Genomic DNA, 15018 nt, shown 5'->3' on the forward strand with positions numbered 1-15018 from the left:
TGGCGGCTTCGGAAATGGGCCTGCGAGGCCTGTATCATCCCGCGGACATGCCGCCGTAATTGGCGGGCAAGAGCAAGGGCAGCGTCCGGATGAATAATCGCGGCGAGGAGCTGCGCACAAAGAAGCGTATATTGCGTCCGTAGCGGCGCGAGGTCAGGAAGCGGCTCCCGTAGCGATATGCGGTCCTCAAAGGTCACGGAGGTGAGTATAGGCGCAATTTGCAAAGCGGGGACGGGGTTGTGGAAAGCGGCGTAAAGTCAGAAGGTTGAGCAGGAATAAACGTGAATTATTGCCTCCTCTTCTTCCTAGCGGATTTCAGTAGTGATCACGCAGCCTCAAAAACACAAACCAGGCCACCCCGTCATCCCCCGGTCAAGCCGGGTAATGACGAAGATTAAGAAGGAGAACTATGAAGAAGTCAGGGCTTCATTTTTAACTGCCAACACTCTCGAAAATTTGAGTTGAGACTGCCGCATTTAAGATTAAGCAAGGTCTACGTTAATTTTGAAAAGAGAGACGATTATGATTGGATATACAACTGTCGGCGTTGCAGACATGGAAAAGGCAAAGACATTTTATTGCAAACTTTTCGAAGATCAGGGCGCCAAAGTGCAATTGGACGGAGGCCGGATCGCCATGATCGGCGCGTCTAAATCAGAACCTATGATCGCGGTATGTAAGCCGTATGACAAGGAATTACCGACCCCAGGCAATGGCGTCATGATCGCCTTTCCCGCCAAGTCGAAAGAACATGTCAGCGAGATGTATGAAAAGGCGCTTGCGCTCGGCGCAACAAGTGAGGGCGAACCCGGACAACGCGTACCGGGCGTATTTTACGGCGCTTACGTCCGCGATCTGGATGGCAACAAGCTGGCGTTTTTTGTCTTTGAATAGGTCAGAACGAAACCCACGCCATCCTGTCATCCCCCGGCTAGACCGGGGGATCCATTCGGTGTTCTTGTCGTGTTGGGACTTTAAGCGTTAGGTATAATCTTCCAGCTTAGGGGTAATTGCGAACTGACCAAAGACTGAAAGAGCGCCGCATAGATTACCCGATTAAATCGGGTAATGACGGCTTTGAAAGGAAGCCCTACCGATATTTATGCGGCATATCGCTTTCGTTTAGCGGATTATAGCGATCACGTAAGAGCGATTGACGCGACTCGAGGCTTTGTTCCTCTCCATCAATCCAGACCTTTAGAGGCGCGGACGTGGCTTCAAGAGGATCTCCGTCCCAGACAACCAGATTGGTAATTGGGCCTGTTGCGATATCCGAGCTAGGCAAATCGAACCAGCCTGCGGGCGTTGACGTAATTGCGGCAAAGGCTTTGTCCCAGGACAGACCGTTACCCACAGCGTTCCCAGCATGTTGTCCCAGAGCGGCCGGTTTCGTGACGCGGAAGGAGGTCAGGTTTGAGATGGCGTAATCCACGCCAGCTTCGTCTAGCAAGAGCACGTTTTCATAGCGCGCGCCAAGGTCTTCGAATTTCGAAGGCAAATCCTGAACCGGGTCTACAATGACCTTGATGTCCGCCGCAGCAAGCGCGTCGGCGACTTGCCAGCCTTCTGTTGCGCCAAGAACGATTATCTCTAAGCCCGGGTATTCTTCCTTGAGGCGAACAATTCCCAATAAATCAGAGGCGCGGCTGGCCGCGATTATCATCGGCACGTCGCCTCGAACCGCCGGAGCCAAAGCCGCAGCGTCCTGACGGGAGAGCGTGTCTCCATCTGACGGAGAGCGGTATCGGCTAGGGTATCCTTGGGCATCGTCAAGAGCCGCCCGAAGCTGCGCAAGGGCCGCGCTGCGCGATCCACCGGCGCGGCTAGAGCCTGTTTCGCCCAGAGCCACATGGACAAAAGCGCTGTCATTGACAACCGATTCAAAATCACCCGTCGTGCTTACAATTAAGCCTATGCCGGCAAAAATCGACTCGCCAGAGGGAGACGGACTAACGACGGCATGAGTCACGCCGCGCCGCCGCGTATTCGCAATATGGGCTGTGCGCGGATTGAAGCTGTCTACGGCGCGCTCGCTGACGGAAGTACCGGCATCGGAGGCGCTCATATCATTTGTCGAACTCTCAGCAGCCACATCGACGAGTCCAAGCGTTGAAAAACTGGAAAACAGTCCGGGCGTCACCCACTGCCCTGCCCCGTCTAGAACGTCCATGCCGTCAGGCGCGGTAAGGTCAGATCCGATTTGCGCGATCTGGCCGCCGCGGATGAGGATGTCTGTATCGGCCTGCTGCCCTGCTTCGGTTACAACAGTTGCGTCTTGAATGAAAAGGTCTTGCGCGAAGGCGGGCGCGCACATGAGAGCAGCACTTGCGACAGAGAGAAGGATTTTTAAACGCTGACTCATAGCTCTTCTCCTGCATTTGTCGGCTGTTGTGTCATGGCTCTCGGGGCCTCTCCCTGCCCCAAACGGAAATCGCTTTTAGGCTCAAGGCCGCTTTCCCGATCAAAGACGGTTGCGCCGTCAATCATCACCGTTTCAGGCCGCGCGTAAGTTGAAAACGGATCAGCAGACCAAAGCACAATATCAGCGCGTTTGCCGACTTCCAATGTGCCGGTTTCATCCAGAATGCCCAGCGCTTTGGCGGGATTGGTCGAAAGCCATTTCCACGCTTCGGCTTTAGAGATGTTAAGTCCGGCGCGATTGCCGTCCGCCCAGGTTTTCGCCACTTCCTGATTGAGCCGCTGGATATTATTGTCATCATCGGAATGGATCATGGCGCAAGCGCCGGCGGCATGAACAAAGGGCACATTTTCCCGAATGCCGTCATAGGATTCCATTTTAAATCCGTACCAGTCGGCCCACATCGCCGCGCAGGTTCCATTTTCTGCAAGAATGTCCCCGATTTTATACGCTTCAACCGCATGATGGAATGTCGTAATTTTGTAATCAAACTCTTTGGCGATATCCAAAATCTGAACCATTTCATCGGCGCGATAGCAATGCATTTGCACCAGAATTTTACCATCTATTACGTCTGCCAGCGTTTCGAGCTGAAGATCACGTACGAAGTCGTCGCCGTCTTTTTCCCGCTTCTTTTTATACTCCGTCGCGCGAATCCAGTTTTTACGATAGCCAGCGACATTGCCCATGCGAGAACCCGGTCCGCCCTTGTCGCCGTAAACGCGTTTCGGATTTTCACCGCACGCCATTTTGAGCGTCTCAGGTGCGTCGGGGAATTTCATGCCTTGAACGGTACGAGACGCGATATTGCGCAGGGTCACGCCTTTACCGCCAAATAGGTTTGCGGAGCCCGGCAGGATATGAAGCGTCGTGATGCCGCCTTTTAGCGCTTCGTCAAAGCCGGGGTCTTGCGGCCAGACGCCGTGTTCGGCGTCGACTTCTGACGTGATAGGGCTGGTGACTTCATTCCCGTCGCTATGGGCGTTGACGCCGGGTGAGGCGTAATTGCCGAGGTGGGAGTGAATGTCGATAATGCCGGGCGTGACAAAGCGGCCCTGCGCGTCAATTGTGTTTGCCTCGCTCGGGAAGTCTTCCGGCGCGTCGCCCGCCCCAACGGCGACAATGCGGCCGCCCTGAATATAGACACTGCCCGCCGCGATCTCGCTGCCCGTGCCATCAATGAGCTGCGCATTGGTGATAACCGTCGGCTCTGACGCCAGAGGCGCGTAGGTGGACGGGAAAGCGTTTTCGACTTTCGCGTCTTTTTCAGGCTTTGCCTCCGATTTGTCAGAGGCGGCAGGATCGCAGGCCGTGAGGAGCGCTGCGGCGGAAAGGAGGAGGAGACGATATTTCATAGAAGCTTATAAGGCCTAAATTTTGTGCAAATTCAAGCGCGCAATCGTTTATCCTCGGGATAATTTTTTGCGTTCGGTCAAACAGGCTGTTTCGTTAAAGCTTCCTCGACTTCGCGCAGGCGGTCTTTCCCGAAATACATCTCATCATCCACGAAAAATGTTGGGATGCCGAAGACGCCCTGCTCCACGGCGGCGGCGGTGTTTTTGCTCAACTCCTCTTTGATGTCAGGTTCTTGCGCCGCCGCCAAGAGAGCCGGCCCGTCAAAGCCGCCTTGGGTCATCACGGATTTGAACACCTCTGAGTCATCCATTTTTTTGCTATCCTCCCACATCGCCTTCATCGCGACCTCGATATAGTCTTCGAGCCGCCCGTCGCGCTCCGCCGCAATTGCCGCGCGCATCATGATAAGCGAATTTACCGGAAAATGCTCATTCATGCGAAAGCTTTGGAGGCCATGCCTTTGAATAAAGCGCCGGATTTCCAGCATTTGGTAGTCGAGCTTTCCCTTTACATTGGAAAAGGCGACCATCGGCGCTTGATTGCCTGTCGCTTTGAATATTCCGCCGAGCAAGCACAGGCGGTAATTGATTTTCGCGTCGTGGCGTTTGGCGATTTCAGGGAGAACCTTATACGCAAAATAAGCGTTCGGGCTCGCGAAATCGAGGATGAAATCTACGGTTCTGCTCATTTTACCAACTCTCTCTTCTTACCAATTTTCTTTCCAGGGGCGCAGGTCCAATTCATGCGTCCAAGCTGTGCGGGGTTGTTTATGTAACATGACATAGCTCTGGGCGATATGTTCGGGATTGAGGAGGGCGTCCTCGTCCCGCTTCTTACCGACCTCCGGCAGGTTTTCCCGAATGAAGTTTGAGTCAATCGCGCCGTCAATAATTGTATGTGCGACGTGGATATTTTTGGGTCCCAATTCTCGCGCCATGGACTGCGCCAAAGCGCGCAGCGCGTGTTTGGCCCCAGCAAAAGCGCAGAAGCCGTCACTGCCGCGAACGCTCGCTGTGGCGCCCGTAAAGATAATCGTACCGCGCCCGCGCCCCAGCATATGTTTGGCCGCCTCCCGCCCCGTCAGAAATCCGGCAAAGGCCGCCATCTCCCAGACTTTGCGGTAAACCCGCGCGGTGGTTTCGGTGATGGAGAAACGGACATTCGCGCCGATATTGAACACGACGACGTCTATAGGCCCGATTTCGGATTCAATCTTTTCGAACAAGGCAACCATCGCCTTTTCGTCGCGCGCATCGGTCGGGAGCGCTATGGCCTTGTTCCCTTCCTCCCGGATTGAGTGCGCGAGAGCTTCCAGCGCTTCGGCCCGGGCCGAACGCCGCACCAGACAGGCGGTCAGCCCTTCGCGGGCGAAAGCACGAGCAATCGCCCCGCCCGTATCTTCCCCCGCCCCGATAACGAGGCAAACTTTTTCGGTGTCCGGCATAGTTCCTCTCCCTCATAGGAGGTTACGCATCAAGCCGGACAAATTTCCAGAGACTTTTTTGTATAGGCGTTGTTCGGGGGCTTTTTACAGTAGGAAACGGAGGGATTACTTTAAGTCTAGATATGCCCTTTTTAATCTAAGCATGGAAATTTCAAAAATGAACGTGGAATACCTCAATATGATAGGAAATAGTCCCCAGACGCTTAAATTGTCTTCAGAGCCATTTTCTCCGTTTACAAACTGTTACAAAACCATTGTTTCAATGTAACACTGAAGTGCCAGTTATATCTACCAAAACTGAGGCATTTGTTTTCTTGACAAACCTGAAGTTGTTAGACATTTCCATCTTATGTTGCAATACTTTTGAATTGAGCGCTGATCCGAAATACAACCACCTTTACATTTTAGTGATATGTCGAAGCGCCTAAAAATAGCAATTACGATCTTTTTAATGCCCCTTTTTCTGGAGATGGCTAAAACTCAGTGATGCAAGGAGGCATTCGATGAGCACAATTTATTTCACCCGACCAAAACCGCTGAATAGCGTCTTGTTGAGACGGCAGGGCTCGCTTTGACATTAACAAACCCGGCTATGGCGCAGGATACGAATACTCCCGCTTCGCCTATTACCAAACCTACCGGCGAAGGCACGGTCACTGTCATACCTCGCGATGATGGATTTGACTTTCGGTTCGAAGACCTCCGCGGCGTCGCAACTGATTATAAATACAACACATCAGGGAAACTCACCTCCGAGATCGCCCCGGAAATTGGACGGCTGGACTACCACTACGACGATGAAGGCCGAGTTTCTCGTATTAATAGAGCAAACGAACTAACTGAAAACATTTCTTATGACGCCCAAGGTCGAGTGGTGCGAAGAGCAATGAAGGAAAACGGGGAGGATAAGGTCGTAACCCGCATTCGTTACGACAATTGCGACAATGGAGAAGGCCGCGTATGCCGAACCATTCATAACAATCATGTCACGCGCTATGCTTATACAGAAAATGGTCACATCGCAAAAAAGACTGTCCGTTTGGACGACGAAGCCGGAGCGGAAACTCTACGTTATACTTATTTTTCTGACGGGAGGCTCGACCGTATCTACTATCCCTCGGGACTCGTCGTTGCTCACAATCGGACGAATAGAACCGAGGATGGGCAGACCCGTAGTTATCACTATGCCGCCAATAGCAATCGTTTAAACGCTATCGGAAATAAAGGCCTTGACTACGATTCTCGCGGCAACTTGCTCTCTGACTTGGGAGATAGACGAAATTTTGTCTATGACGCGACCAACCGTATGGTAGAATTTCATAAGAACGGCGAACTCCGCGCCACTTACGACTACGATGCTCAGGGCCACCGAATCCGCAAGCAACTCGTCCGCTCTGGGATTGATGGGGTGAAAAGCGTGAGGTTCGTTTATGACTCGGCCGGGCAGTTATTATCAGAAACATCGCGTCGCGACGACCGCAGTGCAATAAAGGCGCGTGACCTTATCTGGTTAGACGGCCTCGCTGTGGCGCAAATCGATCGTCGGATTTCTGCAGACGGCACGACCCGCAACAGTGAGGTATTGTCCCTACATACAGACCATCTCGGAGCGCCAAGGGAAGCACGCGATGCGGATGGAGAAATTGTGTGGAAATGGCGCGGTGACGCCTTTGGCGCAGGACCCGGCGGCAGGCGCGACATGGGAATAGATCGGGACCCGGATGGGGACGGAACAAATACAGACGTCAGTCTACGTTTTCCTGGCCAGTACCATGATCGCGAAAGCAACCTTTTCTACAATCATCATCGCGATTACGACCCCGCAACGGGGCGGTATATTCAGAGCGATCCAATTGGATTACAAGGGGGAGTAAACAGATACGTGTATGTAAGAGGAGACCCGATTAACAAAATTGCCCCTACCGGACTGGAGGGCGTCTTGTGTACAGGCTCTAGGCTTCGACGCAACGAAGCCACGAGTTGTGAGGATACAGTTCTTGGTAACGTTCTTTACACTGGCATTAGCTATGGAGATTTTATTTCCGGGGGCGGAGGCGGCGCTGGCGGTTTTGGCGGCGGCGGGGGCATTGCGGTCTCGACTGGAGGAGTTTGTTCCACAGCGACCAACGATTGCCTCGTAGAGGGCGTACACTACACGCCGCCTCTCTATACACCTCCCCCGACTGGCGGAGGGGGACTTGGCGGAACAGACTACGCCCAACTTCAAATTGGGGACATATTATTAGATTTCGATTGTTTCTCTAACAGCGGTTTATCCTTTTGTGAGAGAAAAAAACGATATCTCTACGACTGGATGTTCAATCCCGCTTTTTGCCAAACGACTGGGTTCGCACATGCCGCTTATAAAGCCCTTGATTTATTGGATACTCCTGGGATCATTTCGGATTATTCATCGCAATCTTTATTGATTTTGGAGCAAATTTCTGCCGCGCTTGAAGTCGAGAATAATATTCGGTTTACACAATTAATATCTGGAGCAACTATACCTGGCATTACCGACTCTCCCGACGGTATAGGTAGAGGCTTTGTGAGGTATGAACAGGCAATGGTTCAAGTGGAGCTTAATAACCTTCAAGCGAGCGACCCAATAGCTTACAACAATCTAATTTCTGAGAGTAATGACGTGCTCAATGGAATTCTTGCATCACCACAACCACATTTGGTCCAAGCTAGCGCTGAACTAGGCCCAAATGTTGACTTAGACTTTGCGGATCAATCACACCGGGAGTTAATAGGCTATGAATCCCTCGAACTGTACCAAAACCGTACCTGCCGGACACTCCTATGAATAGAACCGTGAAATTTCGCTATGGGTGGGTGATATTGCCGATATGGACTATCGGGACGGTGTTGGCGGCAAGCGTTATGAATATTGAAGAGTTCTTAGGAAAGCCGGCTTATAATCAGGACTTTTCATTTCTTATAATCATGTTGGCGGGTCTTTGGCTTCTTTCTAGAATTTATATTATCACAATATTTATTCCATCCGCGTTTTTATTCGTCAAAATAAAATCATTTTGGCTTAGATTTGCATTTGCCTTTACGGTATGTGCCTTTCTAACACGTGTAATGTGGTTCCCGATAAGCGCGGTTAAAGGACTAGTGGATATTATCGCGCTTGTCGTAGGGTTTGCTATCCTCGGACTTTTTTCATTTTTAACTGCCAGATATATCGGACTTCGAGGCAGCATAGATGAACGCTGACGATCCTGCCGGACAATCCTATGATTAATAATGCACCATTTCGGCTTGGTTGGGTCATTTTATTATCGTGGTTCGTTGCGACGGTGTTGGCGACAAGCTTTATGGATGCCGGATGGTTCTTTGGACGAGCCCCTCAGTATAGAAATCCTTCATTTGTCTTAGCGATTGCGTGGTTTTTATTGGTTGGATATAGAATTTATTTAATAACTGTATTCTTACCTGCCGCATTTTTGTTTGTCAAAATCAAGTGGTTCTGGATCAGGTTTATATTGGCCTTCGCAATATGTGCCTACCCATCTCACCATATGTGGTTCCCGATAGGGAAAGTTCAAACACCTCTCGATACTATCGGATTTGTCCTAGGGTTTGCCATCCTCGTATTTTTTTCAATTTTAACTGCCAGATATATTGGACTTCGCGGCAGCATAGATACCCGCTGACAGTGTTGAAAAATGTATTCAGCATTGCCTCCAAAGCAACCAACTTTGTCCCAACAACAACTAAGAATCCTCACCTCCTCTTCGGCGCCGCCTTTGCAATCTCCGCGAGGCTTTCCATCTCCAGTCCGGCCCCGCCGATGAGCGCGCCGTTGACGTTTTCTGTGGCCAGAATTTCTTGTGCGTTGGCGGGTTTGACGGAGCCGCCATAGAGAATTCGCGTTGTGGGCCAGACACGGCTGCGGATAAAGGCGTGCATGGATTTTATGTCTCCGGGCGTGGCTGTTTTGCCTGTGCCAATGGCCCAGACGGGTTCATAGGCAATAACGTAATCGGTCAAATCGTCAGGGAGCGATCCGGCGAGTTGTTTTTCGACAACTCCCTCCGCCTGCCCCGCTTCGCGTTGCTCGAGGCTTTCGCCGACGCAGATAATGGGGATGAGTTCGGCTTTGACCGCCGCTTCGACCCGCGCCCGCACATCCGCGTCGGTTTCGCCGGCGGCGCGGCGCTCTGAATGACCGAGTATAACATATTCGGCCCCGGCATCGGAGAGCATGTCCGCGCTCATCTCGCCTGTATGGGCGCCTGAAACCTGATCGTGACAGGTCTGCGCCCCGAGCCAGACATCCGTGCCGCCGCGCTTGTCCGCCAAAGGGGCAAGAAGAACCGCCGGCGGGCAAATCAGCACATCCAGATGTCGCCGCTCGGCTGTCGGCAGAATTTCATTAAACTCGGCAGGCTTATTTCGCCAGCTCATATTTCCGTGCATTTTCCAATTTGCGGCTATCAGGGGTTTCATCGTCATCTCTCTCACCTTATTCTTACAGCAAAACGCTTGTATGCGGGCGTCGGTCTGATATGACCTGCCCGCTTAATTAAGACTTTCAGTAGAGACCTTTCATGGCGGAATCAATCGGCGGAAAAATTCGGAATGTCCTTGTCGGCATTCTTATCGGGATGTTGGTGCTGGCCTTTGCGGTCTGGGGCGTGAACGATATGTTCACTCCGGGCGCCAGAAATGCCGTCGCGACTGTCGGTGATACTGAAATCAGCACAGCTGAATTCGATACGCTTTTTTCCCGCGAATTAGAACGCATCAATAGTGAGCGTCCCGAATCCCTGACCAATCAGCAAGCCTATGACCAAGGGCTCCAGAATCAGGTCTTGCAAGGCATGATTACCAATGCGGTCGTCAAAATTGATGCGGATGACCTTGGGGTCGGCGTGAACCAATCCATTGCGCGCCGCGAAATTGAAAATATTCCCGCCTTTCAAAACGAGCTGACAGGCAAGTTTGATGAGAATAAGCTCAACCAAGCCCTGAACCGGGCCCGTATCACGCGCGAACAATTCGAAAATGACACGCTCAGCTCTCTGCGTTCGCAGCAGACAATTCCGGCCATTACGGGCGGGCTTGTCGCTCCGGCTGATTATGCCGCCCTGCAATATAAATTCCTGACCGAGCAACGCCGCGCCAGCGTTCTGACCCTGAGCCAAAACGCTGTGGCAGAGCCGGAAATCCCGTCTGACGAAGTGCTTAAATCCTATATCGACGACAATGCAGCCCGCTATATGGCGCCTGAATATCGCCGGTTTAGCCTGATCCGGGTCGAGCCATTTGATTACACCGAGGACCTCGAAATCGAGCCGGAACAAGTCAAAGAAAGTTTCGACTACCGCGTCTCCACCGGAACCATTGGGTCGCCGGAAACCCGTTCTGTGGCTTTGATCACAACAGCGGATGAAGAGACGGCGAAAGAAGCCGTTGCCCAGTTGCAAACCGGGACAGAGCCTGAGCTCGTGGCCAGTAGTTTGGGTCTGGACGCGCCGGATGTTTATGAAAATGTGCGCAGGAACGGCCTTGTCGATCCCGCCACCTCCACTGCCGCTTTCGAGCTAAGCAAGGGTGATGCCCGCGCGGTTCTGGGCGGACTAGGCAGCTGGAACGCTGTTTATGTGCAGGACATCACCCCTGCAGTTGTGCCGGACTTTGAAGCCTCCAAAGATGAAATCGAGCAGGAATTGCTCGAAGCCAAGGCGCTGGATGCAATTTACGATCTGACGGCGGACATTGAGGACGCGCGGCTGGACAATCTGCCCCTTATTGAAATCGCTGAGCAGGTTAATGTTCCTATGTCCGAATATCCGTTTGTGGATCGTCGCGGCACGACACAAGACGGCATAAGAATGGGCGGCTTTTCCGCTATTCCTGGCATTGCCGCAGATGATAAAATTCTCCGCACGCTTTTCACCTCTGATTTGGGATATGAGACCGATTTGTTCGAAACGTCGACGGGCGGATACGCCATGATTAGGGTCGATGATATCATCGACAGTACGATGCGGCCCTTTGAAGAGGTTCGGGAACAAGCCCTGACGGCCTATCAAAACCAACAGCGTTCTGACGCGCTCCGCTCTAAGGCCACGGAACTGACGCAGCGCGTTCGCGACGGCGAGAGTCTGCAAGCCCTCAAGGACGAATTGGGCGAAGCGGCGGATATCTCACAGACAGGACTCGTCCGCACCAACCCACCGCAATTTCTCGGCCCGCAAGTCACGGTCGGATTGTTCGACGGCAGAGTCGGCGACGTGGTCAGGGGACCGGGACCAGATCAGATGACCCAGCAAATCGCCAAACTTGAGAGCATTACAGCCAGCCAAGACGGCCTTGCCGGAACCTATCTGGATGTGTTGCAACAGCAAGCCACCTCAGCCATCAGCAACGATATTCAAAACGCTTACCAAAGCGCGATCATCAAAAAGAATCCGGTTCAGCAATATCCGAACCAGATCCGTTCGGTCCTGGGTCTGACGACCGAGAATTAAGCGCAGGGTTTTAAAAACTGGACTTATGGCGTTAGAGTTTCATCCGGCCCCGGACGCGTTTAAATCTGCGGACACGCCGCAGCTCGTCTATACGCGCATTATCAATGACATGGACACGCCGGTTTCGGCGTTTCTAAAAGCTGCGCTCGGCAAGCCTTATGCGTTTTTGTTCGAATCCGTTCAAGGCGGCGAGCAGCGCGGGCGGTACAGCTTTTTCGGGTTTGACCCGGACATGATCTGGCGCGGGGTTGGCGACGAGAGCGAGGTCTCCCGCGACGGCGGCGATAGCTATGCCTCCTTGAAGGAAAAACCGCTCGACGCCCTTCGCGCCCTTCAGGCCGAGAGCCATTTCGACCTACCCGAAGGCATTCCGCCCATGGCGGCGGGTCTGTTCGGCTATCTCGGCTATGATATGATCCGGCAAGTCGAAGACATTCCCGGCGGCAATCCCGACCCCATCGGCACGCCTGATGCGATTATGGTTCGCCCGCGCATCGTCTGTATTTTTGACCAGATCGCTCAGGAAATCATTATCGCCTCGACAGTTTATCCGGGAGGTTACCCTTCGGAGGCCTATACTCGCATCGAAAGGGTTGTGGATGACCTCAGCCTGCCGATTTCCTCCCGCGGCTTTGCACCCGTTGAGGCGCCATCAATAGAGCCGCAACTCGGCACCACGGCGGAGAGCTTTGGAACGCGTGTCAAAGCCGCAAAAGATTATATCCTCGCGGGAGACATTTTTCAGGTTGTGCTAGGCCAGCGCCTCTCCGCGCCCCTCCCCGCCTCACCTTTTGCACTTTATCGGTCTTTGCGGCGAATGAACCCTTCGCCGTTTCTCTATTTTCTCGATTTCGAAGATCACCAGATTATCGGCTCCAGTCCGGAAATCCTTGTCCGTCTTCGCGACGGGGTCGTGACCGTTCGCCCCATCGCCGGAACGCGGCCGAGAGGCAAAACGGCGGCGCAGGACAGAGCCCTGGAAGCCGAGCTCCTCGCCGATCCGAAAGAATGCGCCGAACACCTCATGCTCCTTGATCTGGGGCGCAATGATGTGGGCCGCGTTGCCAAACCAGGCACGGTGCGCGTGACGGAGCGTTTTACGATCGAGCGCTACAGCCACGTTATGCACATTGTCTCGAACGTCGAAGGCGAAATTCAGGATGATATGGACGCGGTGTCAGCGCTGTTTGCAGGCTTCCCCGCCGGAACGGTCAGCGGCGCGCCGAAAGTCCGGGCTATGGAAATCATCGACGAGCTGGAAAATGAAAAGCGCGGCATCTATGCGGGCGCGGTCGGCTATATCAGCTCTAACGGCGATATGGACACGGCCATCGCGCTGCGGACGGGCATTGTGAAAGACAATGTCCTCCACGTTCGCGCAGGCGCAGGCATTGTGATGGACTCCGTGCCTCAACTCGAATTCGAAGAAACGCTTCACAAAGCGGCGGCCCTGTTCCGCGCGGCGGAAGCTAGCGTAAATTTCGAGCGGAATTGATATGGGAGTTTTAGAAACATTCTCAGTTCTCTTCTCCCCGCTTGCGGGGGGAAGTCCCCTGCGAATGCAGGGGGATGGGGGGCTACTCTCCGCATTTTGCTTCGCCCGGAACCTCCCCCCCATCGGCCTCCGCTTCGCTTCGGCCACTTCCCCCCATAAATGGGGAGAAGAGTTTTTAGGAGGTTTTTGCTAATGCTCCTCGTCATCGATAATTATGACAGTTTTACCTATAACCTCGTGCATTACGCGCAGGAGCTCGGCGCCGAGACGCGGGTTATCCGCAATGATGATATGAGCGCGGGAGAGGCCCTGAGCCTCGGCGCGGACGCTATTTTGCTCTCCCCCGGTCCGAAGACCCCGAATGAAGCGGGTATGTGCCTCGACCTGCTCCGACAGGCGCCGGACGCTCTGCCTATTCTGGGTATCTGCCTCGGCCAGCAAAGCATGGGTCAGGTGTTTGGCGGTAAAGTCATTCGCGCGAAGAACATCATGCACGGTAAGATTTCAGATGTCGAAAATGATGGGTCTGGATTGTTCGAAGGACTGCCGAAAACTTTCAAAGCCACGCGTTATCATAGCCTGTCAGTCGAGCGCGAAAGTCTGCCCGACGTGCTCCATATCAATGCTTGGACCGATGACGGCGAGATTATGGGCCTGCGCCACAAGACGCGCCCGATACACGGCCTGCAATTCCATCCGGAATCAATTGCCTCGGAATATGGTCATGATCTGGTTCGCAATTTCTTGAAATTGGCGGGCATTGACGCGAAAGTTGCCTCATGACCATCGACGCCAATATTTTCAAAAAGCTGACTATGCGCCAGCGCCCCGAACCCGAAGAGTTCGAAGCGGCGATCAAGACCATGCTGTCCGAAGACCGCGACGACGTTCAAATCGGCGCGCTCCTGCTCGGTCTGGAAATGATCGGCCTCACCTCGCAGGAAGTCCGTATCGGAACAAAGGTCATGCGCGAGAATATGACCCCCGTTCATATTGACGCCGACGTCATCGATATTGTCGGCACGGGCGGCACAGGCCTCCACACGCTCTCTATCTCGACGGCCAGTGCGATTGTTTGCGCGGGCGCGGGCGCGAAAGTTGCCAAACACGGAAACCGCGCGGCAAGCAGTCTGGCGGGCACGGCGGATGTTTTGTCAGAACTTGGGGTCAACCTCGGTATGTCGCCAGAGCTCGCGGCCAAATGCGTCATGGAGGCGGGCATCGGATTTTTGTTTGCGCCGAACCATCACCCCGCCATGCGCTATGTCGGCCCGGCGCGCAAATCGCTCGGCGTCCGGACCTTGTTCAATATTCTTGGGCCCCTTTCGAATCCGGCAGGGGCGAAACGCATGCTTCTCGGTGTATGTGAGGATCATTGGCGCCTACCCATGGCCGAAGCTCTACGGGATTTGGGCGCAACCCATGCCTGGGTCGTCTATGGCGGCGACGGCCTCGACGAAGTCACCACAACAACAGTCACCCATGTGGCCGAAGTCAAGGACGGCAAAGTCACCGAATTTGTTATCCATCCGCTCGAATACGGCATTGCCAAATCGGATATGGCGCATCTGAAAGGCGGAACGCCTGTGCAGAACGCGTCTAGCCTTCGCCGCCTTTTGGACGGAGAGACAGGGCCTTACCGCGATATCGTGCAGCTTAACAGCGGCATTGCGCTCCATATTGCCGGCCTTGCCGAGACGGTCGAGGACGGCATGAAACTCGCGGCAAAATCGATTGAAAACGGCGAGGCGAAAGCGGCCTTGGAAAGTTTGGTTGAGGTGAGTAATGGGGAGTAATGTGATATATAGTCTCTTAC

At 53.5% G+C, this 15018-nt stretch carries 13 protein-coding genes; 8 read left to right on the forward strand and 5 right to left on the reverse strand.

Features of this window, described 5'->3' with window-relative positions:
* The first annotated feature begins 522 nt into the window (after nt 1-522).
* Nucleotides 523-894: a VOC family protein gene (locus ACNA05_RS00005; RefSeq protein WP_415809288.1), complete on the forward strand. Its 372-nt coding sequence runs from the start codon at nt 523-525 to the stop codon at nt 892-894.
* A 196-nt stretch (nt 895-1090) separates the two neighbouring features.
* Here ACNA05_RS00005 and ACNA05_RS00010 read toward each other — a convergent pair whose 3' ends face one another.
* From ACNA05_RS00010 to ACNA05_RS00025, 4 genes are all read right to left on the reverse strand, one after another.
* Complete coding sequence (locus ACNA05_RS00010) at nt 1091-2362, reverse strand: amidohydrolase family protein (protein WP_415809290.1); 1272 nt, start codon at nt 2360-2362, stop codon at nt 1091-1093.
* Nucleotides 2359-3774, reverse strand: coding sequence for an amidohydrolase (locus ACNA05_RS00015; RefSeq protein WP_415809292.1), 1416 nt, complete (start codon nt 3772-3774; stop codon nt 2359-2361). Before ACNA05_RS00015 ends, ACNA05_RS00010 begins: the two co-directional genes overlap by 4 nt.
* Before the next feature lie 77 nt (nt 3775-3851).
* On the reverse strand, nt 3852-4463 hold the full coding sequence (locus ACNA05_RS00020) for a 2-hydroxychromene-2-carboxylate isomerase (RefSeq protein ID WP_415809294.1): 612 nt from the start codon (nt 4461-4463) through the stop codon (nt 3852-3854).
* A gap of 18 nt (nt 4464-4481) precedes the next feature.
* The gene (locus tag ACNA05_RS00025; protein ID WP_415809296.1) at nt 4482-5219 is read right to left on the reverse strand and encodes an SDR family oxidoreductase; all 738 of its coding nucleotides are present in this window, start codon (nt 5217-5219) and stop codon (nt 4482-4484) included.
* Between the two features lie 571 nt (nt 5220-5790).
* Here ACNA05_RS00025 and ACNA05_RS00030 point away from each other — a divergent pair.
* Genes ACNA05_RS00030 through ACNA05_RS00040 form a run of 3 tightly spaced genes read left to right on the forward strand, consistent with a single transcriptional unit; the run spans nt 5791 to nt 8884 of the window.
* The gene (locus ACNA05_RS00030; protein ID WP_415809297.1) at nt 5791-8028 is read left to right on the forward strand and encodes an RHS repeat domain-containing protein; all 2238 of its coding nucleotides are present in this window, start codon (nt 5791-5793) and stop codon (nt 8026-8028) included.
* Nucleotides 8025-8444, forward strand: a complete 420-nt coding sequence (locus ACNA05_RS00035) for a hypothetical protein (protein ID WP_415809298.1) — start codon at nt 8025-8027, stop codon at nt 8442-8444. Before ACNA05_RS00030 ends, ACNA05_RS00035 begins: the two co-directional genes overlap by 4 nt.
* Before the next feature lie 20 nt (nt 8445-8464).
* Nucleotides 8465-8884, forward strand: coding sequence for a hypothetical protein (locus ACNA05_RS00040; protein ID WP_415809300.1), 420 nt, complete (start codon nt 8465-8467; stop codon nt 8882-8884).
* A gap of 70 nt (nt 8885-8954) precedes the next feature.
* Here the strand turns inward: ACNA05_RS00040 and tpiA are convergent, their stop codons facing one another.
* Nucleotides 8955-9686, reverse strand: coding sequence for a triose-phosphate isomerase (gene tpiA, locus ACNA05_RS00045; RefSeq protein ID WP_415809301.1), 732 nt, complete (start codon nt 9684-9686; stop codon nt 8955-8957).
* 95 nt (nt 9687-9781) lie between these two features.
* On the opposite strand from tpiA, the gene ACNA05_RS00050 reads away from it, so the two are divergent.
* The 4 genes from ACNA05_RS00050 (at nt 9782) to trpD (ending at nt 14998) form a co-directional block, all read left to right on the forward strand.
* A complete protein-coding gene (locus ACNA05_RS00050) occupies nt 9782-11707 on the forward strand; it encodes a SurA N-terminal domain-containing protein (protein ID WP_415809303.1) in 1926 nt (641 codons plus the stop codon).
* A gap of 25 nt (nt 11708-11732) precedes the next feature.
* Nucleotides 11733-13202 (forward strand): anthranilate synthase component I, encoded by a 1470-nt coding sequence (trpE, locus tag ACNA05_RS00055; RefSeq protein ID WP_415809305.1) that lies wholly within the window; start codon nt 11733-11735, stop codon nt 13200-13202.
* Nucleotides 13203-13394: 192 nt separating this feature from the next.
* Entirely contained in the window at nt 13395-13985 is a 591-nt protein-coding gene (locus ACNA05_RS00060; RefSeq protein ID WP_415809307.1) for an anthranilate synthase component II, read from the forward strand.
* Nucleotides 13982-14998, forward strand: a complete 1017-nt coding sequence (gene trpD / locus ACNA05_RS00065; RefSeq protein ID WP_415809308.1) for an anthranilate phosphoribosyltransferase — start codon at nt 13982-13984, stop codon at nt 14996-14998. Before ACNA05_RS00060 ends, trpD begins: the two co-directional genes overlap by 4 nt.
* Nucleotides 14999-15018 lie beyond the last annotated feature (20 nt).

The sequence above is a fragment of the Litorimonas haliclonae genome (genome assembly GCF_965138505.1).
Taxonomy (GTDB): domain Bacteria; phylum Pseudomonadota; class Alphaproteobacteria; order Caulobacterales; family Maricaulaceae; genus Litorimonas; species Litorimonas haliclonae.

Coding starts and splice junctions, on each gene's coding strand:
- ACNA05_RS00005 (WP_415809288.1), top strand. CDS start 523: ATGATTGGATATACAACTGTCGGCGTTGCAGACATGGAAAAGGCAAAG.
- ACNA05_RS00010 (WP_415809290.1), bottom strand. CDS start 2,362: ATGAGTCAGCGTTTAAAAATCCTTCTCTCTGTCGCAAGTGCTGCTCTC.
- ACNA05_RS00015 (WP_415809292.1), bottom strand. CDS start 3,774: ATGAAATATCGTCTCCTCCTCCTTTCCGCCGCAGCGCTCCTCACGGCC.
- ACNA05_RS00020 (WP_415809294.1), bottom strand. CDS start 4,463: ATGAGCAGAACCGTAGATTTCATCCTCGATTTCGCGAGCCCGAACGCT.
- ACNA05_RS00025 (WP_415809296.1), bottom strand. CDS start 5,219: ATGCCGGACACCGAAAAAGTTTGCCTCGTTATCGGGGCGGGGGAAGAT.
- ACNA05_RS00035 (WP_415809298.1), top strand. CDS start 8,025: ATGAATAGAACCGTGAAATTTCGCTATGGGTGGGTGATATTGCCGATA.
- ACNA05_RS00040 (WP_415809300.1), top strand. CDS start 8,465: ATGATTAATAATGCACCATTTCGGCTTGGTTGGGTCATTTTATTATCG.
- tpiA (WP_415809301.1), bottom strand. CDS start 9,686: ATGACGATGAAACCCCTGATAGCCGCAAATTGGAAAATGCACGGAAAT.
- ACNA05_RS00050 (WP_415809303.1), top strand. CDS start 9,782: ATGGCGGAATCAATCGGCGGAAAAATTCGGAATGTCCTTGTCGGCATT.
- trpE (WP_415809305.1), top strand. CDS start 11,733: ATGGCGTTAGAGTTTCATCCGGCCCCGGACGCGTTTAAATCTGCGGAC.
- ACNA05_RS00060 (WP_415809307.1), top strand. CDS start 13,395: ATGCTCCTCGTCATCGATAATTATGACAGTTTTACCTATAACCTCGTG.
- trpD (WP_415809308.1), top strand. CDS start 13,982: ATGACCATCGACGCCAATATTTTCAAAAAGCTGACTATGCGCCAGCGC.